The sequence below is a fragment of the Corynebacterium sp. HMSC072A04 genome, from assembly GCF_001809235.1.
Classification (GTDB): domain Bacteria; phylum Actinomycetota; class Actinomycetes; order Mycobacteriales; family Mycobacteriaceae; genus Corynebacterium; species Corynebacterium hiratae.
The window spans coordinates 1-22,360 of record NZ_KV796780.1; the positions used below are offsets into that span (position 1 = coordinate 1).

A 22,360-nucleotide genomic window follows, 5' to 3' on the forward strand; every position below is an offset into this window, starting at 1 on the left:
GAGCCGACCAAGCCGACCGAGCCGACCAAGCCGACCGAACCAACCGAGCCGACCGAGCCGACGGAGACTCCGGATGACGGCGACGGTAAAGATAAGGACGACAACAATGGCGGCTCGAAGAAGTCCGATCTGCCGTGGTGGCTGCTGCTCATCCCGGGTCTGGGCCTCATCAAGCTCATCATCGATGGTGGCAATGGCGGTGACGGTGGACATGATGGTGGCCACGATGGCGACCACAACGCTGAGGTCACCGAGGAGGGCGGCCGTGGCAACAACCATGGTGAGCCGACCGATGAGACCGGTGACAACACCGGCCGCGATGACCGCGAGGTCACTGTCCTGGACGCAACTCCGCCGGAGGACTCCGGTCAGCCGCTGCCGTCCAATGCAGAGCGCGTGGAGATCAAGCACGTACCTTCCGGTGCGACGAAGCTTGACCCGGGCATGAAGGACTTCATCAAGTAGTCCAGACCGCAACACCATCCCAGCCCTCACGGGTTGGGGTTGGTAGGGGCAGAGAACAATGAGGACAATCCCCTCCAGGGCATAAACGCTGGAGGGGATTCGTCGTCTGATTTTTAGTCTATTGTTTAGAACGAATAACTAGAGCCAATATTTTTATAAGCTAAATCTCAGAAGTTAGAACGTAGAAGCTAGGAGCGAGGAATAGAAAATGACTGATGATGGCGAAAAGAACGGTATCCCGGAGTATCCCGGTGAGTCCTCTGCACCTGAACACCCCGCCAGCGAAGCGCAGCCGGTAGGCGATGAGAAGAAGAGCAACAAGAAGCTGCTCATCGGTATTGCAGCGCTCATCGCGATTATCTTGGTTGTTGTACAGCTAGTGCTCTATGCGGGCCGCAGTGAGGACGATTCCGCGGAGACGAATGCGGCTGAGGAACAGACGTCAACCTCGCAGAGCGTTGAAGCTGAAGCGCCGACAACGAACAATGACCCCTTCGTGGATGACTCGGGTGAACAGGAACACGAGGTAGAACCGGCGCCGGGTGAGTTTCGGGGCTTTGGCGCGATGTCCTTAGGCATTAACGATGAGTTCGCGGCCGTGGACCCGATTCAGGTCACTGATACCGGCATGCTGATTCCCCCGCACGATGTACAGCGCTTGGGCTGGTACTCCGCGTCGGCAGTGCCGGGCGAGGCTGGTCCGGTGGGCTCCAGTGTTATTACCGGCCACATCAACTACCAAGGTCAGGGCACGGGCTTCGCAGAGAAGTTCACCACCATGGAGTTGGGCCAGGAATTTACCGTCTTCATCGATGGTGAGGAGCGCCGATTCCGCGTGACCGAGGCGCCGTACCGCCTGCAGAAGGGCGCGGGTTTCCCGGACGTGGTCAATGACACGCAGGGAGACAACCGCTTGGTCCTCATTACCTGTGGCGGCAAGTTTGTGGGTGGTCAGCTCGGCTACGAAGACAACATCATCACCGTGGCGGAGCCGGTGGCACCGGTGGAGGGTGCTGAGGCGCCGGTAGATGGTGGCGTCGAGGAGGGTGCTGAGGCACCGGCGGCTTAAGCCGTCGCAGCGGCCTAAGCAGGTGTACTGCTTACGCCGCAGACTGTTTAGGCGGAGGCCTCCTGCAGGCGGGCAATATGCAGCGTCAGGTAGGAGATCTCATCGGGGGTTAGGGCGCTGTCGAGGCGCAGCTCAATAAGGTTGGCCACCATCTGGGCGGTCTCGACGGCATCGGGGTAGCGCGCGGAGATGGCAGTGGCTACTTGGCGGTCGTCAGAGTCGAGCTGCTGGTGCTCCGCCATGCGCACAAACAGGTAGCGCAGGTGCGTGATGAAGCGGGCGACGGAGATGTCCTCGCTGTTGAGTTCCGTGCCGTTGTGGGAGCCGATGACGGCCAGGATCTGCTGAATCAGCCCCGTCATGCGGTAGGTGCCGGAAAGGTCTCCGACCGCGAAGCCGGCGTTGACCAGATGCAGGGTAATGGCCACGGCTTCGTCGGCAGCCAGTGGTGTGTGTAGGCCACTGTTGATGGCGGTGAGGAGCCGCTGCGCGAGGCTAAAGTCCTCGGCGTAGAGGTGGCGGACCTCAGCCTCGAGGGGATAAGACACCGTGTTGCCGCGGCTGACCGCGCCGTGGATGTGGTCCGCAATTGCCACGACCAGCGTGAGCTTGCTGCGTAGTGCCTCAGACATGTCCACGGAGTGCATGGCGTCGATGATCAGTTGCACGTACTCGCCGGGGATGCCGGCGATCATGGCGGCTAGGTGATCCGGGTCGCGGCCGGAGTCAGGAACGAAGACCTTCACCACCTTGGTCGGGTCAACCTCAGTGCCCGGCTTTGCCTGGAAGCCGATGCCGCGGCCGGTGACAATGACGTCCTCCGCGCCGCGTCGTGCGAGCACGACGTTGTTATTGAACACTCGCAACAGTTGCACAAGGCACCTTTCTGGTTGAGGGTAAAACGACTAAAGCCGGCCACGATGGTGGATACATCGAGCCAGCTTAGTCAGGGTGCGTTAAACGGGGGCCAAAGGTTCCCTCGTGGGTGCTTTAGCGGGTCGTGGTGATGACCGTGTCGCCGGCGGAGGCGTGGTTGAGGCCAGCCGGGGTGACGGCGGCCAGTGCCTTGGTGTTGGTTACGGCCAGGACGATGGTGGTGTCGTAGCCAGCTTCCTTGACCTTGTCGAAGTCAACGGTGGCCAGCAGCTCACCCTGCTTGACGGTGTCGCCCTTCTTGACGGCCGGAGCGAAACCTTCGCCCTTCATCTTCACGGTGTTGATGCCGATGTGGACGAGGACCTCCACGCCATCCTCAGTCTTGATGCCGTAGGCGTGGCCGGACTTCATAGCACTGACAATCGTGCCGCTGACCGGGGAGTAGACGTCGTTGTCCTCAGGGACGATACCGACGCCATCGCCAAGCGTTCCGGCGGAGAAGACTGGGTCATCGATTTCTGCCATCGGGACGACCTTGCCGGCGGCCGGCGAGGCGATGTCGGTGGTGGTGCCAGCGGCGGGCTCAGCAGCCTGGGCCGGTGCGTCTGCCTTGGTGGCGGTTGCGGTGGCAGCGCCAGCGCCAGCACCGGCGCCGGCAGTAGCGGTGCCTGCGGTGGTTGCGGGGGCGTCGGCAAGCGCGGCGTTGTTGGCGTTGTCGAGCTCGGCCTTCTCGGCGGCCTCGCGGGCGGCCTTGGCCTCAGCGCGCTCCTCCGGGGTGCGGTAGTCGGTGAAAAGGATGAGCAGGAAGGCCACGAAGAAAGCCACTGCGATGGAAATGGCGTACTTGGCCATCGGGGTGAAGACCGGGATGGTCAGCAGTGAGGTGAAGACGAAGGCATTCGTCGTGATGCCGTTGGAGCCCAGGGTCAGCAGGGCCACGGTCAGGCCACCGGCGAAGCAGCCCACCAGCATGCGCGGGTAGATGCGCTTGTAGCGCAGGTGGATACCGTAAAGGGAAGGCTCGGAAATACCGCCCAGCAGGCCAGCCAGAAGTGCAGAGCCGGAGGTCTGGCGCATTACGGTGTCGCGGTCACGGATGGACAGGGCCAGCACACCGGCGGTAGCGCCGAAGCAGGCAAAGTTCCATGCGCCCATCGGGCCCTGGATGAAGTCGTAGCCCAAGGTCTGGATGTTGACCAGCATGAGGGCGTTGAGCGGCCAGTGCAGACCCAGCGGGACCAGGAACGGGTAGAGCATCGGGATGGCCAGAGCGAAGACGAACGGTGCGTTGTCATTGAGCCAGGACAGGCCAGCGCCAATGCCGTTACCGGCCCATACACCGAAGGGTCCAATGATGAAGGCCGTTAGCGGGATGAGGAAAATCAGGGTCAGGAAGGGAACGAAGACCATGTGGACTGCGGACGGGATGAGCTTCTGGAAACCCTTGTAGAAGAGCGCTGCGACGGCGGCCATGATGAGCGGGACGAAGACATTTCCGCCGTAGTCCTGCAGCTGCATTGGCAGGCCGAAGATATCGATGGAGCACTGCTCAGCAGACAGCGTCTCGTTGGTCACGCATTGGACGGCTGGGTTGTCGGCGAGGCCGGTGAACTCCGGGGTGAACATCGCGAACATGACCGCAGCGGGGACCCAGGGGTCGATGCGCAGCTTCTTGCCGGCGTTATAGGCCACCATGACGGGCAGGAAGAAGAAGACGGAACGCCACATGGCGTCGACGAAAAGCCAGGATGCTGGCTTATCCTCAGCGCGGAAGTCGACGATGCCTAGCGCATCCAGCACTGCGGCGAAGGCAATAACCAGGGAGGCGCCCAGCAGCACGCCCAGGATGGGGCGGAAGGAATCCGAGAGGTACTCGAAGAAGGTATCCATCCACGGCAGTTTGCCCTTAGCCTTGGAACGGGCAGCAGCCTTGACATCGTCATTGGAGCGGCCGGTAGACGCGCCGGCGTTCTTCATCTGGGGGAGAGCGTTGATCTCGTCATAGACCGTGGCCACGTCGCCGCCGATGACGACCTGGTAGTTGCGCCCGCCTTGGGGCACAGCGCCCATGACCTTGGGGATAGATTCGAGTGCTTCCTTATCGGCTTTGGAGGCATCAGCCAGCTCGAAGCGCAAGCGCGTGGCACAGTGCGTGAAAGAGGTGATGTTCTCCGCTCCGCCGATGCCATCCAAGATGGCTTCGGCTGCCGAGCGAGTCTCTGTCGACATGAGAATCCTTTCGAGAGTAGGCAGGCACTGTGGCTAAAAACCACAAAAGACCTAGGCCACAATGGTCCATAGCGAACCATCCCCACACGGCTAAGAGCGGGGAGCCTAGGTCTTGCCCGAAGTAACAATCCTGGTTAGGACCCTACTCCGAAGTGGTCACGAGGGGCAAGTTTCTGTGGGATACCGCACTCTATGGCGGTGTGAGGCGCTGGTGGCCTGCAACGTTGGGGATATGAAGCCTCGCTTTGGCGGCGCGAAGGGGTGCGTTCCCGTACTGTGAAAGTGTCGTAGTGTCACTGTGTGCCCAGTTTGTGAGCCCGGGTACACGCTTTCTAAGCAGAGAAAGGTTTCTCATGACCGCCAAGTCCTCACGGAATTCCGCCTTTATTAGCGTCATCGGGCGCGGCTTCGACGGATTGGACGTTGCTGCTGTGGCTCAGGAACTGGGGGCCACCTTCGCCCAGGTAGATGACCTGGGAACCACGCTCAGCGAGGTCCTGGAAAATGCCCCCGCGGGCAATCTGGTCCTCCAGGGCACCGGCGTCATGGACTTTGACGCCAAGGCCGCGGCCGCACTGGGTCTGCCCTTCGTGCTGATTTCTAACGCGCCTGCCCGCGCCGCGGAGTTGGCGCTGGGCCACGCGCGCTCTGTGGGTGCTACGGTGGTCGGCGCGTTGACCGACGTCTCCTCGGTTCCCGGTGCGATTTCTTCCCTGGAGAAGATCGAGCCCTATATGTCCGCCGAGCTCTTCCAGAAGCAGCTGCTGGACCAGGCCCGCGAGGTTGGGGCCCACATCGTGCTGCCGGAGGGTGAGGATGACCGCATCCTTCAGGCTGCGGGTGAGCTCATCAAGGGCAAGGTGGCGAAGCTGACGATTCTGGGTGACGGGAACGTCGAGAAGCGCGCCCAGGAGCTCGGGATCGACCTGTCCGGTGTGGAGATCATCAACCACCTGGAATCCCCACTGGTGGAGGAGTTCGCCGCGGACTTCGCGGAGCTGCGCAAGAAGAAGGGCGTGACGCTGGAGCAGGCGCGCGAGACCATGAAAGACGTGTCCTACTTCGCCACGATGATGGTGCACAAGGGTTTGGCTGATGGCATGGTCTCCGGCGCGGCGCACACCACGGCGCACACCATTAAGCCTTCCTTCCAGATTATTAAGACCAAGCCGGAGGCCTCCGTGGTTTCCTCCATCTTCCTCATGGTGATGCCGGGCCGCCTGTGGGCCTTCGGCGATTGCGCGGTGAACCCGAACCCGACTCCGGAGCAGCTCGGCGAGATCGCTATTGTCTCCGCGCAGACCGCAGCGCAGTTCGGCCTGGATCCGCGCGTGGCGCTGCTGTCCTACTCCACGGGCACCTCGGGCGCGGGCCCGGACGTGGAAAAGGTTGCACAGGCAGTCGAGGTGGCCAAGGGGATTGATTCCTCCGTGGCCGTGGACGGTCCGCTGCAGTTTGATGCGGCGTGCGACCCCGGCGTGGCCGCCAAGAAGGCGCCTGACTCTGACGTTGCGGGTAAGGCCACGGTCTTCGTCTTCCCGGATCTGGAGGCCGGCAACATCGGTTATAAGACGGCGCAGCGCACCGGTGGCGCACTGGCGGTGGGCCCGATTCTGCAGGGCCTGAACAAGCCGGTCAATGACCTCTCGCGTGGTGCGACGGTTCCGGACATCATCAACACGGTGGCTATTACCGCTATCCAGGCAGGAGTGAAATAGATGGCGTACGTACTCGTTCTCAACTCGGGTTCCTCCTCGGTTAAATTCCAGCTGGTGGACCCGGAAAGCTCGGCCACGGATACCCCGCTGGTCTCCGGCTTGGTGGAGCAGGTCGGTGAGCCGCAGGGTGCGGTGACCGTCAAGACGGGCGGTGAGGAATACAAGGAAGAGCTGGAGATTCCTACCCACTCCTTCGGCCTTGACCGCGCCTTCGGCATCATGCACGAGCACGGCGTAGGCCCGACGGATGTCGAGGTCATCGCCGTGGGCCACCGCGTTGTGCACGGCGGGCGCTTGTTCAGCGAGCCGCAGCTCATCGTGGACCAGATTGAGTCCATGATCGAGGACCTCATCCCGCTCGCACCGCTGCACAACCCGGCGAACCTGGACGGCATCCGCGTGGCGCGCAAGCTGCTGCCGGACATCCCGCACGTGGCGGTCTTCGATACGGCCTTCTTCAACCACATGCCGCCGGCGGCAGCACTGTACGCCATCAACAACGATGTGGCCTCGCAGTATGACATCCGCCGTTACGGTTTCCACGGAACCTCCCACGAGTTCGTCTCGCAGCAGGTGCCGAAGCTGCTGGACATGGACCCGGGGCACGTCCACCAGATCACGCTGCACTTGGGCAACGGTGCTTCGGCGGCGGCGATTCGCAACGGCCGCCCGATCGATACCTCGATGGGCCTGACCCCGCTGGCAGGTCTGGCCATGGGCACGCGATCGGGCGATATTGACCCGGGAATCATCTTCCACCTCTCGCGTGAGGCGGGCATGTCCATCGATGAGATTGATGACTTGCTTAATAAGCGCTCCGGCGTGAAGGGCATTGCGGGTGTTAACGATTTCCGCGTGCTGCGCGAGCGCATTAACAACGAGGACCAGGACGCCTGGCTGGCCTACAACATCTACATCCACCAGCTGCGCCGCTTCATCGGCGCGTACATGATTGCGCTGGGCCGTGTGGATGCGATTACGTTTACCGCCGGCGTGGGTGAGAACGATACCGAGGTCCGCCAGGATTCGCTGTACAACCTGGACATGTACGGCATTGACTTCGATAAGGAAGCCAACCTGGTGCGCTCCAAGGAGCCGCGCATGATTTCGACCGCGGACTCCCAGGTCAAAGTCTTCGTGGTTCCGACGAACGAGGAGCTGGCCATCGCGCAGAAGTCCGCGGAGGTTGCCGCCATGGCCCGGGAGGCGGGGCTGTACTAAGCCGAGCGTCGGCTATGCCGCCGGCCGGTAGCGCTGGCGGCTAGAACATCGTGACTGGGCGGACCTTGTTGGCTAGGTCCACCAGTGCATAGCGGTGGCGGGCGAACGGCGCCTGGCGCGCCAGTGCCCGCAGGGTATCCGCCAGGCCGTAGCGCAGGCCGCGCTGGGTGAAGGGGAACTCGAAGAGATCGTTGGGGGAGGCCGCCGCGTCGAGGTCTGATTCGCGCAGGAAGGTCAGCCCGGCGGAGATGACCGCAATCTTGATCTGCAAGAAGCGCGGCTCGTTCTGCGGAATCTCCTCCAAACGGCGGGCGGCACGCCGGATGCGGGACTCGGAAAGATCGTGGACGATGAGCTGTAAAACCGTGGTCAAGCGGGCCATGCGGTGGTGGCGCGAGGCGTTGGGGACTTTATCCAAGGTGGCCACGGCGAGCTCAACTTGGTGCTCAGCGCGCAGCTGGCGGGCCAAGCCGAAGGCGGAGGAGACAGTCGTCGGGTTCGTCGCCCACACGATGCCGTAGAGGCGCAGCGAGTTGAAACGCAGGTGGGCGGGGTCATCGGTGACGTGGTCCCAGATGCCGGGCTGATCCTCAAAAGCGTCGTTGGGCAGATCCGCGAGCGAGGTGGTGAGGTTGGCGCAGGCGCGGGCAACGGAGGCGTCGATCAGCGCGGCCTCCGAAAAACCTAGCTGCTGCAGGATGAGCTCATTGACCGCGCCGATGGCCAGCTTGGGGGCGGCCTCACCAGGCAGCACGTCGAGGACGTGGGCGAAGTGGGCTTGGGCCTCGCAGTACTTATCCAAAAGCAGCTCGGTCACGCCCGAGTACCAGTGGAAACGCCAGTCCCTCCCCAGGCGGTCTTCGATTGAATTCAGCCACTCGCGGGCCTGGCCGATGTAGCCCAAGTCAATCATGGCGCGCACTACGCCGAGTGGAATCTCCGCGGATTCCTCATACTCCGGGGCCTGCATGGCCTGGCGCAGGGTTTCCAGCGCTTCTTGTGGCTCGGTATAGGAGGAACCTTGCAGCAGTGGGGCGCCGATGTCGGAGCGGACGATCAGCGGGATGGGCAGCGCGGAAACTACCTCGGGGGCGGTGATGCGGACGGTGCGGTCGATGCCGTCGATGAGCTGGTCCGTGCGGAAGACCAGGTGCTTCGTGCCGAAGGTCGTACGCTGCGGGGAGAAGACTGAGTGCTGGGCCGGGTGCTGGATGCCATCGCGGAGCGCGATGACTTCCCGCAGCACGCCGAAGAGCTGATCGCGCAGCTCGGAAACGGAGGCGAAGCGCTGCTGTGGGTCCGGATCCGTGGCGCGCAGCAGCAGGCGGTAGAAGGAGAGGTAGCGGCGCAGCAGCGGCTCCTCCGTGGGGGAGGGCAGGCCGGGCTTGTAGACGCCATCCTCCACCGGCAGCTTCAGCGTCAGGCAGGCCAGGGTGCGGCCGATGGTGTAAATATCGCTGGCGACCGAGGGGCCCTGCGTGGCGATCTCGGGGGCCTGGAAACCCTGCGTGCCGTAGATGTGGCCGAAGGCGCCGATGCCGGAGACCGCGCCCAGATCGATGAGCTTGACCTGGTCCTCGGTGACGATGATGTTGGAGGGCTTCAAGTCGTTGTAGACCACGCCGCGGGCGTGCAAGTAATCCAGGGCGGGCAGGATTTCCAGGATGTAGGCAATCGCCGTGTCGACAGGGAAGCGGTCATTGACCTGGTCGTTGCGGCGCTGCTTCAGTGAGGGGCCGCCGACGTACTCCATGACGATGAAGCCACCGGGCACGCGAGGGTCATCGATGAAGTTGAAAATCTTCACGATATTCGGGTGCGTGATGTCCGCGAGGAACTCGCGCTCCGCCTCCGCAGTCGCCGTCTCCTCGGCGGAGTTGGTGGATTGCATACCTTTGAGCACCACGATGCGCCCGGAGACGAAGTGATCGTTGGCCAGGTAAATCCAGCCCAGCCCGCCATGCGCGAGCACGCCCAAGATCTCGTACTGGCCGGCCACCATGTCACCCGGCTTGAGCTGCGGTGGGGCGGCGCGAGGCGCATCCTTGGGATCGATGAGCGCGTCGCGCGGGTTGCCCGGGACAACGAAGGGCAAGGTGGCCATGCCATCGGCCACTTCGCGGTCGGTGCGCTTGGTGCTGCGGCGCTGGCGGAAGGTATCGAGTGCGCGGCGCCGCGAGGCCTGCGATGGGTCCTCGGACTTGCGGCGATCACGCAGCTGTCCCAGCTCCTCGATGAGCGCGGCGATATTGTCCGAGTCGACGTATTCGCCATCGTCGGGTTGGCCCGTCGCCGTGCCGCTCGTGCCCATGCGGTTCGCGGGGGAGAGGCGGTTGCCGGTGGTGGCATCGTAGTCCTCGTCATCGTCATCCGCGAAGGGATCAAAAGGCACGGCGGCGGTGCGGTCAGAGGCTTCGGCGTCGGCGGCGCCGGCAGCTGCTGTTCCCGCGCTGTGCGAATCTGTAGGGGAGACGCTGAGGTGGTGGTCCTCCGAATAGTCGTCATCCTCATCCGCGAAGGGATCAAAGCGCACGGCTTGGGTGGCGTCGATGGTGGCGTCGTTAGAGGCGTCGTTGGAGGCGGGGCGGTCAGCGGTAGTGGCGGCGTCGTTAGTGTCCTCGTGCTCTTCAGGCGTTAGGTGATCGAGCTCATCCTCGGTGAAGCGGTGCGACATTATTGTCCCTCCTTCTTCTCGCCGGGCTGGTCCTTGGCTGCGGAGCTCGGCTGTGATTCCTCGGCAGGCGGAGTCTCGTTGAGGTACTTCGGTTCCGGGAGCACGGGCTGCTCCATGTAATTCCCCAGCCAGGTATTAAAGAGCTCCTGCCAGGTGCCGTCGCGGCGGATGCGCTCCAGCGTGGAGTTGATCTGGCGGATGAGCGGGCGCGAGTCATAGGAGGCATCGGGTTTGCGCACGGCCACGCCGTAGCTCTGGCTTTCCAAGGGTTCGCCGACGATCTCGGTGTATTTATCCTGCGCCAGCATGCCGGATAGCAGGGCGTCATCCACGACGATGCCATCCGTCTGGCCCAGCTGCAGCGCCATGAGGCAATCGCCCCAGGTACGGGTCTCCAAAATATCGGAAGACGGCGAGTGTTTGCGTATCGCGTCCACCATGGTGGATCCTTTCGCCGCGCACAACGTTAGCCCGGCGGCCTCCGCGATGGAATGGATGCCCGAATTCTTCAGCACCAGCAACCGCGCATCCGTCTGCATATACGGAATGGAGAAGGCCACTTCGCGTTGGCGCTCGGGGCTAATCGTCATGGTGCGGATGACCATGTCCACCGTGCGGTCATTCAGTGCACGAGCGCGGTCGGAGGCCTCCACGAAGCGGAAGTCCACCTTGTCGGGATCCCCGAAGATATCGCGGGCGATTTCGCGGGCGATATCGACCTCGAATCCGCGGACCTCGCCGCTGGCGGTATCGCGGTAGCTGAGCAGGTTATTAGAGCGGTCCACGCCCACGATGAGCCGGCCGCGCGCCAGGATGTTGGGCACGCGCTCCTCCGGCTTCTTATCGTCCGGGCGGTAGGAGCCGTAAACGTCCGCGGTGCTTTGCTTGGACACCTCTCCCGTGCCGGCGGGTTCGATGATGGCGTCCTCCGGCAGCGGCGGCCCCGGGGTGGAGTTGAGATCCGCGCTGGAGGGCAGGATCGGATCCGGCGTGCTGGGTGGCTCTGGCTCGCAGGCGCTGAGTGCCACGGCGGCGCTGAGCAGCAGCACGGCCGCAGTGGCGTGCTGGCGGTGGTCGGTTCGGCGGCGCATCACAGGTACTCCTGCAGGCGGGGGCGGATACCCAGCCACACGGCGATAATCGCGCCGAACGTGGCTAGGAGGACGCCGGTAGACACCATGGTCATGGCATTGAGCCCCTGAACCAGGTAGGTGCGCATGGCGTCGCGGGCTTGGTCGATGAGCGCGGCCAGGGAGTTGTCCACGGCATTGAAGGCGCTGGCGGCGGTCGGGTCGCCGTCCGGATCGATGGCGGTGGCTTGGTAGAGCGCGGCATCGTAGTGGCCCATGGAGAGATCCTCCATGAAAGCATCGTGCGTAGTTTCCCAATCCTCCAAGGCCTCCTTGGCGCGAGGAATCAAGGAAGGATCGGAGGAGGGGAAGTCGTCGTCGTCAAGCGCCTGCTCATAGTCCCGCAGGGCCTGGTCCACGGAGTACACCGTGGAGTTAAAGTGCACGGACATGTCCTGTTGGGAGGAGCGCAGGACCAGCGCCAGGGTCTCGGAGGTGCGCATCTGCTGGGCCTCAATGCGCGAGGCGGTCAGCGAATCCCAGGGGCGCGAGACCGTCTCGAAGCCTTGGTGGCCGGAGGCCCACGTGGCGAAGTTGGAGCCAGCGGCCCACACCAGTGCCAGGAACAACAGCCCCGTGGCCACCACGAAACCGCGGTTGAAGCGGCGGCGAGTCAGCCGCCACAGCCACCACTGCGCCAAGCCGAGGAAAATGATCGCCGCGACCAGGCCCGAAAGCGGCACCCACTGCGGGCGGGTTAGGCGCTGCTGTTGCTGGGTCACCTTCGCCGAGGTCAGGGTGAACAGCTCCGCGGCGGCGGGAAGAATCTGGGTGCGCATGAGCGCCGAGGCGTTGGACATATAAGAGTTCGCCACGGCGTTGCCCGCACGGTGATTGACGCGGGCTTTTTCCACCAGGGCGGTGTAGACCGGCAGCTTGCGCTGGATAAAAGTGACGAGCTCGCGCACGCGTTCATCCTCGGCTGAGGTACCGACGATGGCCTGTGTGGCGGCGACGGAGGCGGCGTCGATGGCCTCGTTATAGCGGTCGCGGTTATCCTCCGGCTCCACGCCCGCCTGGACAAAGCCGGAGGTGGCGACAGTATCGGCCAAAGACAGGTTGGTGTAGAGGTGGTGCGCCGCGTTGGACATCGGTTCGGTGGAGGCTAGCAGCGTGTCCAGATCATCGTGGCGCGCGGCCGAGGAGGAGGACATGGAAAAGCCGGCCGCCGCGAGCGCTGCGGTGAGGATGACGGTAACCGTAAACAGCTTGCCCGGAGTGGTGATGGCGAAGCTATAGAGGCGCCGGATGACGCGCGCGGGGCCGGCGAAGGAGCTCATCGCCAGCTGCGCGGGGCGGCTAAAAACCGGCGCGGAGGGCTCGGTGACGTCATCGAGCCAATGATCGCCCCATGATTCGGGGGAGTGCTCGCGCAGTTCGGTGGCCGGGCCGGTCATTCCCTTAGGATAGCGCTCTCGTGCGCCTCGCGCGATGATTTCGGGGGCGTTGGCGCGGGGAGTTTGTCGCGTATCGTGTAAGGCATGTGTGCACGCGTTAACCCAGAACTTTCCGGTGATGGCTGGTCGAAGGGCCCGGGCGGGGTGCCGGTGTGGGGCAAGTTTGGAGCTGCTGGCCTCTTCCTCGTGGCGGGGGATGAGGTACTGCTCCAGCATCGCGCGACGTGGACGAATAACGGTGGGACCTGGGGAATCCCGGGCGGTGCGCGGGATAAACCGGAGTCGCCGGAGCAGGCCGCGCTGCGGGAGACGGAGGAGGAAACCGGAATCTCGCCGGCAGACGTTGAGGTGCTGGATGCCATCGTCACTGCCGGGCCCTTCGAGGAAGGCTGGACCTATACCACGGTGTTGGCGCGGACGGTCTCGGGGCAGCGCTTGGCCACGACCGCTAACGAAGAATCCGCCGAGCTGCGCTGGGTCCCGTTTAACCAGGTAGAAGAGCTAGAACTCTTAGCGCCCTTCCGGGAAGCGCTGCCGCGGTTGTTGAAGTACTGGGAAGACATCACCAGGTGATACAGGCGCGCGGCAGGAACCTGTGGCACGCTGTAGGACATGATTGAAGTAGCCGGACTGACCAAACAGTACAAGTCTGTCCGCGCCGTCGATGACCTCACCTTCCAGGTGGAGCCGGGCCAAGTGACCGGCTTTCTGGGGCCCAACGGCGCTGGAAAATCAACGACGATGCGCATGATCCTGGGCTTGGACAAGCCCACCGCTGGCACCGCTCTGGTGCACGGCAAGCGCTACCGCGAGCTGAAGAACCCGCTGCGTGAGGTGGGCGCGCTTCTCGACGCCAAAGCGGTCCACGCCAACCGCACCGCTGCCAACCACCTGTTGTGGATGGCGCAGGCCAACGGTATCCCTACCTCCCGCGTCGATGAGGTGCTGGGCCTGGTGGGGCTGGCTGATGTTGCTGGCAAGAAGGCCGGCGGCTTCTCCCTCGGTATGGGCCAGCGCCTCGGCCTGGCTGCCGCACTGCTGGGGGATCCGGGCGTGCTGATCCTGGACGAGCCGGTCAACGGCTTGGATCCGGAAGGTATTCGCTGGGTGCGCTCGCTCGTGCGGGCGCTGGCGGCAGAAGGCCGCACGGTGCTCATCTCCTCCCACCTGCTGGCGGAGATGGCGCAGACGGCGGACCACTTGGTGGTCATTGGCCGCGGCAGGCTCTTGGCCAATCAGCGCACCTATGACTTTGTGAAGGAAAACTCCAGCGCTTCGGTTGTGGTGCGTTCGGAGCACCTGCGCGAGTTCGGCTCGGCGCTCAAGGAGGCTGGAGTGACCTTCCGCGAGTCGGTCGATGAAGAGCAGCGCCCGACGCTGGTGATCCCTCACCAGACCACAGACTACGTGGGCAAGCTGGCCTATTCCACGGGAGTGCCGCTGACGGAATTGACCCTCCACCGCGCCTCACTGGAGGAGGCTTATGTGGCCATGACGGATCGCGCGGTGCAGTACCAAGCGGAGGCACCGCAGAAAGGGGCCCAGTTCTAATGTTTTTCAACACTGTTCACGCGGAGTGGACGAAGCTGCGCACGACGAAGTCCTTCTGGTGGACCACCGCGCTCATCTTCCTCATCGTGACCGGCTGGACGCTGCTGAACTCGCTCAACGCGGGGGAGGCGGTGCTCGGCATTAGCCCGCTGCAGCCGATGAGCCTGGCCTCCGTCCTCCTGCTCATGGGCGTGCCGATCATGATGATCCAGGGCGCGATGATGGTGACCACGGAGTACCGCTACAAGACGCAATCCCTCACCTTCTTGGCCAACCCGAATCGCTGGAGCGTGGCCTGCGCCAAACTGGTGGTGTACGGCGTGATTGCGGCTGTCATCGCCTTCTTGGGATTGGTGTACATCTTCGTGTTGGCGGATCTCACGGCAAACGAATCCGCGGCGGAGGCCTTCCAGCCTTTCTCCAGCGACGACGGCAAGCACATGCTGTGGGCCTTCCCCATCGCGGCCTTTGGCGCGGTGCTCTTCGTGCAGGGGCTGGGTCTGCTGCTACGGCAGACCGCCGGCACGGTGGCGATTTCCCTCATCTTGTACATGGGCCTGGAAAACTTGGTGCGTTTGCTCCCGGTAGTGGGAGATAAGATCATCCACTTCATGCCGTTTACTGCTTTCCAGAACTGGGCGTTGGACTACGTGGATGAGAACGCCCCGTGGAGCTCGATTGGCTTTGAGGCCCTCGTCTTCTTCGGCTGGGCTGGTGTGCTGTGGATCCTGGGCGTTATCGTGCTGGAGCAGCGCGACGCGTGATCCCTTTTCCGCTTCTGGCGACGTTGGCGCTGTTGTCCGCAACAGCGCCCTTCGCTACTGATATGTACCTGCCGGTGATGCCGGAGATCGTCGCCGATCTGGGCACCACCCGGGCCATGGTGCAGCTGACCATTTCGGGCTTCTTCGTCGGCATGGGCATGGGCCAACTCGTCATGGGCCCGCTGTCTGATGCCATCGGGCGCAAGCGCCTCCTTGTCGCCGGCGCCTTTCTCGCTCTGCTGGCTTCCGTGTTAGCGGCGATGGCCCCGACGGCCTCGGTGCTCGTCGTGGCCCGCGTGCTGCAGGGCCTCGGCGGCGGTGCGTGCGTGGTGCTCTCCCGCGCGGTGGTCCCGGACCTCGTGCATGGTGCCGCGGCGGCGAAAGCCTATTCACTGCTCATGGCGCTCCAAGGTATCGCTCCTGCGGTAGCCCCGGTACTGGGCGGCATCCTGGCGGAGCCGCTGGGCTGGCGCGGCATTTTTTGGGTGCTTGCCGGGCTGCATGCGGTGCAGTTGGTCCTGGCCATCGCTATCGTCCCGGAAACTGCGGGCGGCCGCTCTCGCGATGGGTTGCTGCGCACGGTGGCGGGCAATTACTGGGCGGTGCTGACTAACGCCCGGGTCTGGGGCTACCTGGTGACCATGGCCTTCGGCTTCTGCTCGATGTTTTGTTACATCTCCGCCTCGGCCTTCGTGGTGCAAGAACAGTGGGGCTTTTCACCGCTGGGCTATTCGCTGATCTTCGGCATCAACTCCGTGGGCCTCTTTGCGGCCACGCTGGTGAATTCGCGGGCGATGGATTCGGTCTCCCCGGCGGTCATGTTGCGCATCGGCGTGACCGGGGTCTTTGTCTGCGGGGTGCTCCTCCTGCTGGCGGTACTGCTCGGCGCCCCGGTGTGGGTCTGCCTCATTGTGCTTTTTGCTTGCGTGGCACCGACCGGCTTCATTATGGGCAACGCCACCGCCTTGGCCACGGGTTTGATGCGCCCGCGGGCGGGCAGCGTGTCCGCGATCATGGGCTTTGGGCAGTCCATGCTAGCCAGTGCCATCAGCCCGCTCATGGGCTGGGGCTCGAACGCCGCGCTGACCATGGCCATCGGCATGGTGTGCTGCAGCTTCATCTCGCTGTGCGGCCTCGTGGTGTCCACGCGTCTGGCTCGTGGAGCTGCGTGAAGTTCAACAGATGTGCACAACGCAGAGAGCGTTCATGCGTATTATTGGCCGCATGGCTACCCCACGTCTCGCTGAGCTTCGCCTGAGCAAGTTCAAGTCCTTCCAAGATGCTGTATTGACTCTGCATCCAGTCACTTTTCTGACTGGCCTAAACAGTTCTGGAAAGTCGAATGCTTTGGATGGGCTGGAGGTTTTGTCCCGCTTGGCATCGGGGGCAGAACTAGGAGACGCACTTGATGGGCGCATGACCCAAACCGGCCCGATCCGAGGTGGCTCTCGTGGTTGCGCCCCGCATGGCACCGAGAGCTTTGAACTGGGCTGTACCGTTGAATCTGGGACAGATACGTACCGCTATGACGTCGAGGTTCAGGTATATCCGGAGTTGCGTGTTGTCAAAGAAAGCCTCGTGGGTACCGGATATTCCGTAAAGAGCGGCACCCGCACTAGCGATGCAGAGTTGTTTAAGACCCAGCCGGCAGCAGACAACCGAGCTGGGATCTACACGTTAATTTTTAGCGGAAAGCGTGGGGCAAACCCCACCACACTCTTGCGTGACTCTCGCCTTATCTTGGGACAGATTAAAGCGGTGCTTGCGGGAAAGAACCGTGCAGAGAATTCAGTGTTGAAAGGGGCGTCGATTGTGTCCATGGCGCTTCGATCAGTGTTTCACCTCGATCCAGTCCCCAGCCTTATGCGGGATTACGTTCCAAGGAAGAGCACGCAGCTGAAGCGTAGCGGTGAGAACCTCTCGGCGGTGCTGTGGCAGTTGCACAAGGATTCCCCCAAGACTTTCCAAGAGCTAGGGCAGCTGGCCGCTCACGTGACTGGAGTGGATTCCACACTGGACTTTATTGACTCCCCGTTGGACGAAGTCATGCTGACCCTCGTGGAACACTTCGAAGATGGAAAGCAAGAAAGAACGCCTGCTCGTGAAATGAGCGATGGCCTCCTCCGATTCCTCGCAATTGCAACGGCGCTTAAAACTGCGCCCAAGGACTTGGATATCGAACAGCCACTTGAACTTGGTGATGACGTAGAGAACCCAGTAGCTCAAATTGTCGTCGAAGAAATGGAAAACGGGCTCCACCCTTCGCAGGCGCAAAGAGTTATGCAGATGCTTAGCGAATCCGCACGCAAACATGACTCGCAGGTTCTTGTCACGACCCACAGTCCTGCCATCTTGGACCAGATTTCTGGGGAGAAAAACGGTCAGGTAGCAGTGTGCTACCGGGATAGCAGAACCGGGCAAAGCGAGCTCTCGCCTTTGGTGGAGTTACCGGATTTCGTGGAATCCATTTCCAAGCACAGCTTGGGTGCTGCGGTCACCGCTGGTGAATTAGTCGATGACACCGAAACGCAGATTAGTTTCGAGAACATGAATCGGCTTTTTGGGATCGGCTGATGCGCGTTTACTTCATCGATACCTCTGTGCTGGATAACCTGCTTGCGATTCCTCACAAATGCCAAGCTAAAGAACAAGCCAAAATCGATTTTGCGGAACGCCAAAGTGAGAACGCGAAGTTCATCCTGCCGATTACCGCGGTGATTGAAACCGGAAATCACATTGCGCAGCTTCCGCAGGGCGACGTGAGGCGCAATATTGCGGAAAAATTTTCCCAGATGCTAGAGCTGACCGCCCATCAACAAGCCCCATGGATCCTGCATGACTTTCAGTGGAACAAGGAGTTCATCACCGAGCTCGTCTCAAGGCACCGTGCGGGTCTATCAATGGTGGATATGATGACTCAGCAGGTTGGTGGCGGCGACCTTTGTATTCTGACTGAGCGCGAGCTGTATAAGCGCGCCACCGGAATTACCGCAGAAGTGTGGACATACGATGCGGCGCTGGGTGCATATTCTGGATAGGTCATGCCCAATCAAGGGCGAGGCAAATCGAGCTCGCGGGCGTGCTCCTACTGCAGCGCTGAAGTCAGGCGCATGACGTTGTCCACGTAGCGGCGCAGCACGCCGCGCTCGTTCCACTCTTCGAGGGTGAGCTCGTGGCAGACCTTCTTGTAATTGGTGGCCAGCTGGGTGAAATCCTCGATGAGGTCGCCCTTGGCCACCAGCATGGTCGATTCATAGTTGAGGCCGAAGGAGCGCATATCCATGTTGGAAGACCCGAACATGCACAGCGGTTCGCGCTCCGGCAGGCCCGGGTCCGCCAGGATGAACTTGGAGTGCAGCACGAAGGGCTCGGGGAATTGGAAGATCCGTACGCCGGCCTCCAGGAGCGCCTGGTAGTAGGAGGACTGCGCGTGGTGGACCATGAACTGGTCCGCCTTCGCGGACACTAGGAGCTCCACTTCGACGTCACGGTAGCAGGCGGTGGTCACCGCCTCCAAGAGGGACTCATCCGGGATGAAGTAGGGCGAGCAGAGGATGAGCTTTTCCTTTGCGTGGTGCACCACCGAGTTGAACATGCGCAGGTTGGGTTCCGTGGTGTAGCCGGGGCCGGAGGGGACCAGCTGGAGGTGGTTGGAGTCCGCCGTCATGGCGTCGTCATAGGGCTGCATGTCCAAGGACAGCTGCTCCTCTGATTCCAGATACCAATCCACCGCGAACACCGCGGCGAGCGAAGTGACCACCGGTCCGGTCATTTCGACCATGTAGTCGATCCATGCGCGGTCCTTGGTCTTGTATTCACGCTTGATCATGTTCATCGAGCCCAAGAAGCCCGTGTGGCCGTCAATGACCACGATCTTGCGGTGGTTGCGCAAATCCGGGCGGCGGAAACGTCCCTTATGCAGCTGCAGCGGAAGCATGAGCCGCCAGTCGACGTCAATCTCGGTGAGGCGCTTGCCCAGCGTGAAGTAGCCCTTGTATTTCAGGCTGCCGATCTGGTCCAGCAGCAGTTTAACCTCCACGCCGCGTTCGCGGGCGCGCGCCAAGGACTGGAAGAAAACATCGGTCACCTCATCCCAAGACTGGATGTAGATCTCAATGAGCACGTATTTCTCAGCCCGGTCCACGGCCCGCGCCATGGCCAAGATGGCCTCCTCATAGGAGGCGTGGAGGCCCTTGTTGTGCCCGATGAGGGCCGGGTGCCCGGTGAGGTTGCGGTTGAGCTGGATGAGGGATTCCACCTCCGGGGAAAGCCGGCCGGAGGGATGGTTGGGGGTGGAGGCGGTGACGTCGTTGAGAAGCGCGTTGGCCTCTTGTTGGATGCGGTGACGGCGGCGGTTGATGTAGGGCGAGCCCATGAGCAAGAACAGCGGCAGCCCCACGATCGGCAGCACCAGAATGGCCAGCAGCCAGGCGGTAGAGCTGGAGGGGCGGCGGCCCTCGGGGACCACGCCGATGGCGATGATCTTGATGCCGTAGTCAATAACCAGCAGCACGAGCTGCCAGACGGAGAGATCGACGTTCACGTTCATGGCAGGCTAGCGCACCGACGCGAAATCGGGGACATCGAAATCTGCGATCAGCGGCACGTGGTCGGAAGTCTTGTCACCGGCGCGCTCCACCATGTCCACCTGGGCGCCCTGGACGAGGCGCGCTAGTGGCTCGCTGGCTAGCTGGAAGTCGATGCGCATGCCCTCGTTCTTCTGGAAGCGCAGGGACTTGTAATCAAAGTAAGTCCAGCGCTCCTCTTCGGTGAAACGGCGCGTAACCTCCTGCAGCCCGGCCTCCTGAAGCATCTGGAAAGCCGCGCGCTCGGGCTCGGTAACGTGCGTCTTGCCGCGGAAAAGAGAGATGTCCCAGACGTCCTCATCCCGTGGAGCAATGTTGAAATCGCCCGTGAGCAGTAGTTTCGATTGCGCGCGGGTTTCCACATAGCGCGCCAAGGAGTAGAGAAAGTCCAGCTTGTAATCGAAGTGCCGGTCCGTAATCTCGCGCCCGTTGGGAACATAGAGGGACCAGATCTCAATCCCGCGGATGCGGGCTGAGACCGCCCGGGCCTCGCGCTTTTGCTCCTTGGCGGGGTCCTTGTGGAAACCCGGCTGAGCGGGGAAGAAGGTCTGGACCTCCTCCGGTTCTTCCTTGGAGAGGATGGCCACGCCATTCCACTGGTTCAGGCCGTGGCAGGTGACGTGGTAGCCGGCCTCCTCGAAAGGCTCGCGGGGGAACTTCGCATCCGCCACCTTGGTTTCTTGCAGGCAGAGCACGTCGATGTCGTGTTTGGCCAGCAAGTCCACCGCGCGCTGGGCGCGGGTGCGGACGGAGTTGATGTTCCAGGTAGCGATGCGCATGTGGTTTAGGGTACTTGAGGCAGGCGACGGGCGTAACGGTGGCGGTGCTGCTCGAGGAAGCCGAGCTTCTCATAGAGCCGAATCCCGGCCGTGTTACCTGCCACGACCTGCAGATAGGCCTTCTCAGCACCCTGGGCTTTGCCCCAGGCCAGCATGTGCGCGCCCAGCGCGGTGCCCAGTCCCTTGCGGCGCCAACCTTCGGCGACCTCCACGGCGGAATAGCCCAGCCACACGGTGCCGTCACCGGATTCCGTCAGCGTGCCCCGCGTAATCGCGATGGTCTCACCCGTCGGGGCGAGCAGGCGCCCAAAGCCCATCGTCCCGTCGATGCGGCTGCGCAGGTACTCCAGGGCCAACGGCGGCAGGGCCTGACCACGGAAGTGGTAGAGGTCGAGCCACTCGGAATCGGGCTGCTTGTCGATACGGAAGCTGACGTCCCCCGGGGCAGGGAGATCTGCCAAATCGCGCACCATCACGAGGATCTCCGGTTCGAGCTGCCAGGCTTCGGGTTCGGCCGCCAGCAGCTTCTCCGCGGAGGCACCGATGCGCTCCGGAATGGCCAGGCACACGGGCAGATCGTGGCGGGCATAAAACGCTTCGATCTCCTCCATCGGCACCGGGAGGAAACCCGCGGAAGGTCCCAGCGGGATCGCCGAATTGGAGCGGCCGGTCACGCCGTCGCCAGCGCGCATGAGCCACTGGCCATCCGAGGTCCACGTGTGCTCCTTGCCGGGAAAGGCCGCCGCGGTGGCCACCTCGACGGCCCGGATATCGGAGTTGCGGACCGTGCGCGGCGAGAGGCGCTTAATAATCTTGAGCTGCTCCGGCGGAATCTCCACCGCGTCGAGCGAAGACGGGTAGCCGCCGACCTCTTGTGGCCGGATGAGCAGCGGATCCAGGCTGAGCACATGGCCGATGACATCGCTGTACACGCCGTCGAAATCGCGCCGGGCCACGACGCGCTCGCCCACGGAGACGTCATCGGAGCGGAAGATGCGGGACATTAGTCGTCGTGCCCGAAGGGGTCCTCGTCCTCGCCCGGCAGCCAGGTAAGCCCGGCTTCGGTCCACCCGTTGCGCTTGATGACCTTCTTGGCCTGGCGCTTGTAGCGGCCGGTGAGCACGTCGGTGTAGACAAAGCCGTCGAGGTGGCCGGTTTCGTGCTGCAGCATGCGCGCGAAGAAGCCGTAGCCCTCGATGGAGATGTCCTCGCCCTTCTCGTTCTTGCCGGTCACGCGGGCCCAGTCGGCGCGGCCGGTGGGGAAACCCTCGCCGGGGACGGAGAGGCAGCCTTCGTCCTCGGAGCCGTCGTCAGCCGGCATGGTCTCCGGGATCTCGGAGGTTTCCAGCACCGGGTTGATGACGCAGCCGCGGCGCATGCCGCCGTCGGGAAGCTCGGTGCCATTGGGGCCGTCGGTGTCGGGGCAGTGGTAGACAAAGAGGCGCTTGTTCACGCCGATCTGGTTAGCGGCCAGGCCAACTCCGTGCGCGGCGTCCATGGTTTCGTGCATGTCCGCGATGAGCTCCTGTAGCTCAGGAGAGTCGATGGCTTCGGTGACCGGCTCGGTGGGATTGTGGAGGACCGGGTCGCCGTGGATAACGATGGGACGAATAGTCATGGCATACAGTCTAAGCATGCACTCCCTGTCAGACCTAGACGCCGCGATTTTGGAGTTCGAGTCCCACGCCCCGCGCGATATCGGCGCCAAGGAGGAGGCCATCCGCACGCAGCTGGACATCACTCCGGTGCGCTATCACCAGCGCCTCAACGTGCTCCTGGATGACCCCGCGGCGCACGCCTCCTACCCGCTGTTGGTCACCCGCCTGCGCCGGCTTCGCGACGTCCGCGACGACGTCCGGCGCGCCGCACGCGATAATGCCCCAGACTGAGCGAATCAGATA

The 22,360-nt window shown here is 62.9% G+C and carries 19 protein-coding genes and 1 pseudogene; 11 read left to right on the top strand and 9 right to left on the bottom strand.

Translation table 11 applies throughout. From position 1 onward, the window contains the following. Positions 1 to 465, top strand: a pseudogene (locus HMPREF2565_RS14055) (hypothetical protein); the annotation flags it as partial. Between the two features lie 208 nt (positions 466 to 673). Further along, positions 674 to 1,534, top strand: coding sequence for a class F sortase (locus HMPREF2565_RS05745; RefSeq protein ID WP_070546221.1), 861 nt, complete (start codon positions 674 to 676; stop codon positions 1,532 to 1,534). A 47-nt stretch (positions 1,535 to 1,581) separates the two neighbouring features. On the opposite strand, the gene HMPREF2565_RS05750 is transcribed toward HMPREF2565_RS05745, so the two are convergent. Continuing rightward, the gene (locus tag HMPREF2565_RS05750; protein ID WP_070511192.1) at positions 1,582 to 2,409 is read right to left on the bottom strand and encodes a PRD domain-containing protein; all 828 of its coding nucleotides are present in this window, start codon (positions 2,407 to 2,409) and stop codon (positions 1,582 to 1,584) included. A gap of 115 nt (positions 2,410 to 2,524) precedes the next feature. Continuing rightward, complete coding sequence (locus HMPREF2565_RS05755; protein ID WP_070546223.1) at positions 2,525 to 4,639, bottom strand: glucose PTS transporter subunit IIA; 2,115 nt, start codon at positions 4,637 to 4,639, stop codon at positions 2,525 to 2,527. A gap of 353 nt (positions 4,640 to 4,992) precedes the next feature. Here HMPREF2565_RS05755 and pta point away from each other — a divergent pair, with 353 nt between their 5' ends. Then, positions 4,993 to 6,357 (top strand): phosphate acetyltransferase, encoded by a 1,365-nt coding sequence (gene pta / locus HMPREF2565_RS05760; protein ID WP_070680007.1) that lies wholly within the window; start codon positions 4,993 to 4,995, stop codon positions 6,355 to 6,357. Then, positions 6,358 to 7,578 carry an acetate kinase gene (locus HMPREF2565_RS05765; protein ID WP_070680012.1) on the top strand — a complete coding sequence of 407 codons (1,221 nt, stop codon included), beginning with the start codon at positions 6,358 to 6,360 and terminating at the stop codon, positions 7,576 to 7,578. A gap of 40 nt (positions 7,579 to 7,618) precedes the next feature. Here the strand turns inward: HMPREF2565_RS05765 and HMPREF2565_RS05770 are convergent, their stop codons facing one another. Genes HMPREF2565_RS05770 through HMPREF2565_RS05780 form a run of 3 tightly spaced genes read right to left on the bottom strand, consistent with a single transcriptional unit; the run spans position 7,619 to position 12,779 of the window. Further along, entirely contained in the window at positions 7,619 to 10,252 is a 2,634-nt protein-coding gene (locus HMPREF2565_RS05770) for a serine/threonine protein kinase (protein WP_071407011.1), read from the bottom strand. Further along, positions 10,252 to 11,343 carry a glutamate ABC transporter substrate-binding protein gene (locus tag HMPREF2565_RS05775; protein ID WP_071407012.1) on the bottom strand — a complete coding sequence of 364 codons (1,092 nt, stop codon included), beginning with the start codon at positions 11,341 to 11,343 and terminating at the stop codon, positions 10,252 to 10,254. Before HMPREF2565_RS05775 ends, HMPREF2565_RS05770 begins: the two co-directional genes overlap by 1 nt. Continuing rightward, the gene (locus tag HMPREF2565_RS05780) at positions 11,343 to 12,779 is read right to left on the bottom strand and encodes a hypothetical protein (protein ID WP_070546233.1); all 1,437 of its coding nucleotides are present in this window, start codon (positions 12,777 to 12,779) and stop codon (positions 11,343 to 11,345) included. Before HMPREF2565_RS05780 ends, HMPREF2565_RS05775 begins: the two co-directional genes overlap by 1 nt. 84 nt (positions 12,780 to 12,863) lie before the next feature. On the opposite strand from HMPREF2565_RS05780, the gene HMPREF2565_RS05785 reads away from it, so the two are divergent. From HMPREF2565_RS05785 to HMPREF2565_RS05810, 6 genes are read left to right on the top strand one after another with little or no spacing between them, the layout of a single operon-like run. Then, positions 12,864 to 13,352, top strand: coding sequence for an NUDIX domain-containing protein (locus HMPREF2565_RS05785; protein WP_070511178.1), 489 nt, complete (start codon positions 12,864 to 12,866; stop codon positions 13,350 to 13,352). A gap of 39 nt (positions 13,353 to 13,391) precedes the next feature. Further along, positions 13,392 to 14,330, top strand: coding sequence for an ABC transporter ATP-binding protein (locus tag HMPREF2565_RS05790; protein ID WP_070511176.1), 939 nt, complete (start codon positions 13,392 to 13,394; stop codon positions 14,328 to 14,330). Then, on the top strand, positions 14,330 to 15,094 hold the full coding sequence (locus HMPREF2565_RS05795; protein ID WP_070511174.1) for an ABC transporter permease: 765 nt from the start codon (positions 14,330 to 14,332) through the stop codon (positions 15,092 to 15,094). The genes HMPREF2565_RS05790 and HMPREF2565_RS05795 overlap by 1 nt, the downstream gene beginning before the upstream one ends. After that, positions 15,091 to 16,266: a multidrug effflux MFS transporter gene (locus HMPREF2565_RS05800; RefSeq protein ID WP_070511172.1), complete on the top strand. Its 1,176-nt coding sequence runs from the start codon at positions 15,091 to 15,093 to the stop codon at positions 16,264 to 16,266. The genes HMPREF2565_RS05795 and HMPREF2565_RS05800 overlap by 4 nt, the downstream gene beginning before the upstream one ends. Then, on the top strand, positions 16,253 to 17,668 hold the full coding sequence (locus HMPREF2565_RS05805; RefSeq protein WP_083306689.1) for an AAA family ATPase: 1,416 nt from the start codon (positions 16,253 to 16,255) through the stop codon (positions 17,666 to 17,668). The genes HMPREF2565_RS05800 and HMPREF2565_RS05805 overlap by 14 nt, the downstream gene beginning before the upstream one ends. Next, positions 17,668 to 18,132 (top strand): hypothetical protein, encoded by a 465-nt coding sequence (locus HMPREF2565_RS05810; RefSeq protein ID WP_070511170.1) that lies wholly within the window; start codon positions 17,668 to 17,670, stop codon positions 18,130 to 18,132. The genes HMPREF2565_RS05805 and HMPREF2565_RS05810 overlap by 1 nt, the downstream gene beginning before the upstream one ends. Positions 18,133 to 18,179: 47 nt before the next feature. Here the strand turns inward: HMPREF2565_RS05810 and HMPREF2565_RS05815 are convergent, their stop codons facing one another. The 4 genes from HMPREF2565_RS05815 to HMPREF2565_RS05830 are packed head-to-tail and all read right to left on the bottom strand — an operon-like array spanning position 18,180 to position 22,077. Beyond that, complete coding sequence (locus tag HMPREF2565_RS05815) at positions 18,180 to 19,643, bottom strand: phospholipase D-like domain-containing protein (RefSeq protein ID WP_049154686.1); 1,464 nt, start codon at positions 19,641 to 19,643, stop codon at positions 18,180 to 18,182. Positions 19,644 to 19,649: 6 nt separating this feature from the next. Next, entirely contained in the window at positions 19,650 to 20,459 is an 810-nt protein-coding gene (locus HMPREF2565_RS05820; RefSeq protein WP_070511166.1) for an exodeoxyribonuclease III, read from the bottom strand. 5 nt (positions 20,460 to 20,464) lie between these two features. After that, a complete protein-coding gene (locus HMPREF2565_RS05825) occupies positions 20,465 to 21,463 on the bottom strand; it encodes an N-acetylglutamate synthase, CG3035 family (RefSeq protein WP_070546236.1) in 999 nt (332 codons plus the stop codon). Beyond that, positions 21,463 to 22,077 carry a peptide deformylase gene (locus HMPREF2565_RS05830; RefSeq protein ID WP_070516170.1) on the bottom strand — a complete coding sequence of 205 codons (615 nt, stop codon included), beginning with the start codon at positions 22,075 to 22,077 and terminating at the stop codon, positions 21,463 to 21,465. The genes HMPREF2565_RS05825 and HMPREF2565_RS05830 overlap by 1 nt, the downstream gene beginning before the upstream one ends. A 16-nt stretch (positions 22,078 to 22,093) precedes the next feature. Here HMPREF2565_RS05830 and HMPREF2565_RS05835 point away from each other — a divergent pair, with 16 nt between their 5' ends. Beyond that, positions 22,094 to 22,348: a DUF3263 domain-containing protein gene (locus HMPREF2565_RS05835; RefSeq protein WP_070511158.1), complete on the top strand. Its 255-nt coding sequence runs from the start codon at positions 22,094 to 22,096 to the stop codon at positions 22,346 to 22,348. Positions 22,349 to 22,360: the final 12 nt, after the last annotated feature.

Coding starts and splice junctions, on each gene's coding strand:
- HMPREF2565_RS05745 (WP_070546221.1), top strand. CDS start 674: ATGACTGATGATGGCGAAAAGAACGGTATCCCGGAGTATCCCGGTGAG.
- HMPREF2565_RS05755 (WP_070546223.1), bottom strand. CDS start 4,639: ATGTCGACAGAGACTCGCTCGGCAGCCGAAGCCATCTTGGATGGCATC.
- pta (WP_070680007.1), top strand. CDS start 4,993: ATGACCGCCAAGTCCTCACGGAATTCCGCCTTTATTAGCGTCATCGGG.
- HMPREF2565_RS05765 (WP_070680012.1), top strand. CDS start 6,358: ATGGCGTACGTACTCGTTCTCAACTCGGGTTCCTCCTCGGTTAAATTC.
- HMPREF2565_RS05770 (WP_071407011.1), bottom strand. CDS start 10,252: ATGTCGCACCGCTTCACCGAGGATGAGCTCGATCACCTAACGCCTGAA.
- HMPREF2565_RS05775 (WP_071407012.1), bottom strand. CDS start 11,343: ATGCGCCGCCGAACCGACCACCGCCAGCACGCCACTGCGGCCGTGCTG.
- HMPREF2565_RS05780 (WP_070546233.1), bottom strand. CDS start 12,779: ATGACCGGCCCGGCCACCGAACTGCGCGAGCACTCCCCCGAATCATGG.
- HMPREF2565_RS05785 (WP_070511178.1), top strand. CDS start 12,864: ATGTGTGCACGCGTTAACCCAGAACTTTCCGGTGATGGCTGGTCGAAG.
- HMPREF2565_RS05790 (WP_070511176.1), top strand. CDS start 13,392: ATGATTGAAGTAGCCGGACTGACCAAACAGTACAAGTCTGTCCGCGCC.
- HMPREF2565_RS05795 (WP_070511174.1), top strand. CDS start 14,330: ATGTTTTTCAACACTGTTCACGCGGAGTGGACGAAGCTGCGCACGACG.
- HMPREF2565_RS05810 (WP_070511170.1), top strand. CDS start 17,668: ATGCGCGTTTACTTCATCGATACCTCTGTGCTGGATAACCTGCTTGCG.
- HMPREF2565_RS05815 (WP_049154686.1), bottom strand. CDS start 19,643: ATGAACGTGAACGTCGATCTCTCCGTCTGGCAGCTCGTGCTGCTGGTT.
- HMPREF2565_RS05820 (WP_070511166.1), bottom strand. CDS start 20,459: ATGCGCATCGCTACCTGGAACATCAACTCCGTCCGCACCCGCGCCCAG.
- HMPREF2565_RS05825 (WP_070546236.1), bottom strand. CDS start 21,463: ATGTCCCGCATCTTCCGCTCCGATGACGTCTCCGTGGGCGAGCGCGTC.
- HMPREF2565_RS05830 (WP_070516170.1), bottom strand. CDS start 22,077: ATGACTATTCGTCCCATCGTTATCCACGGCGACCCGGTCCTCCACAAT.
- HMPREF2565_RS05835 (WP_070511158.1), top strand. CDS start 22,094: ATGCACTCCCTGTCAGACCTAGACGCCGCGATTTTGGAGTTCGAGTCC.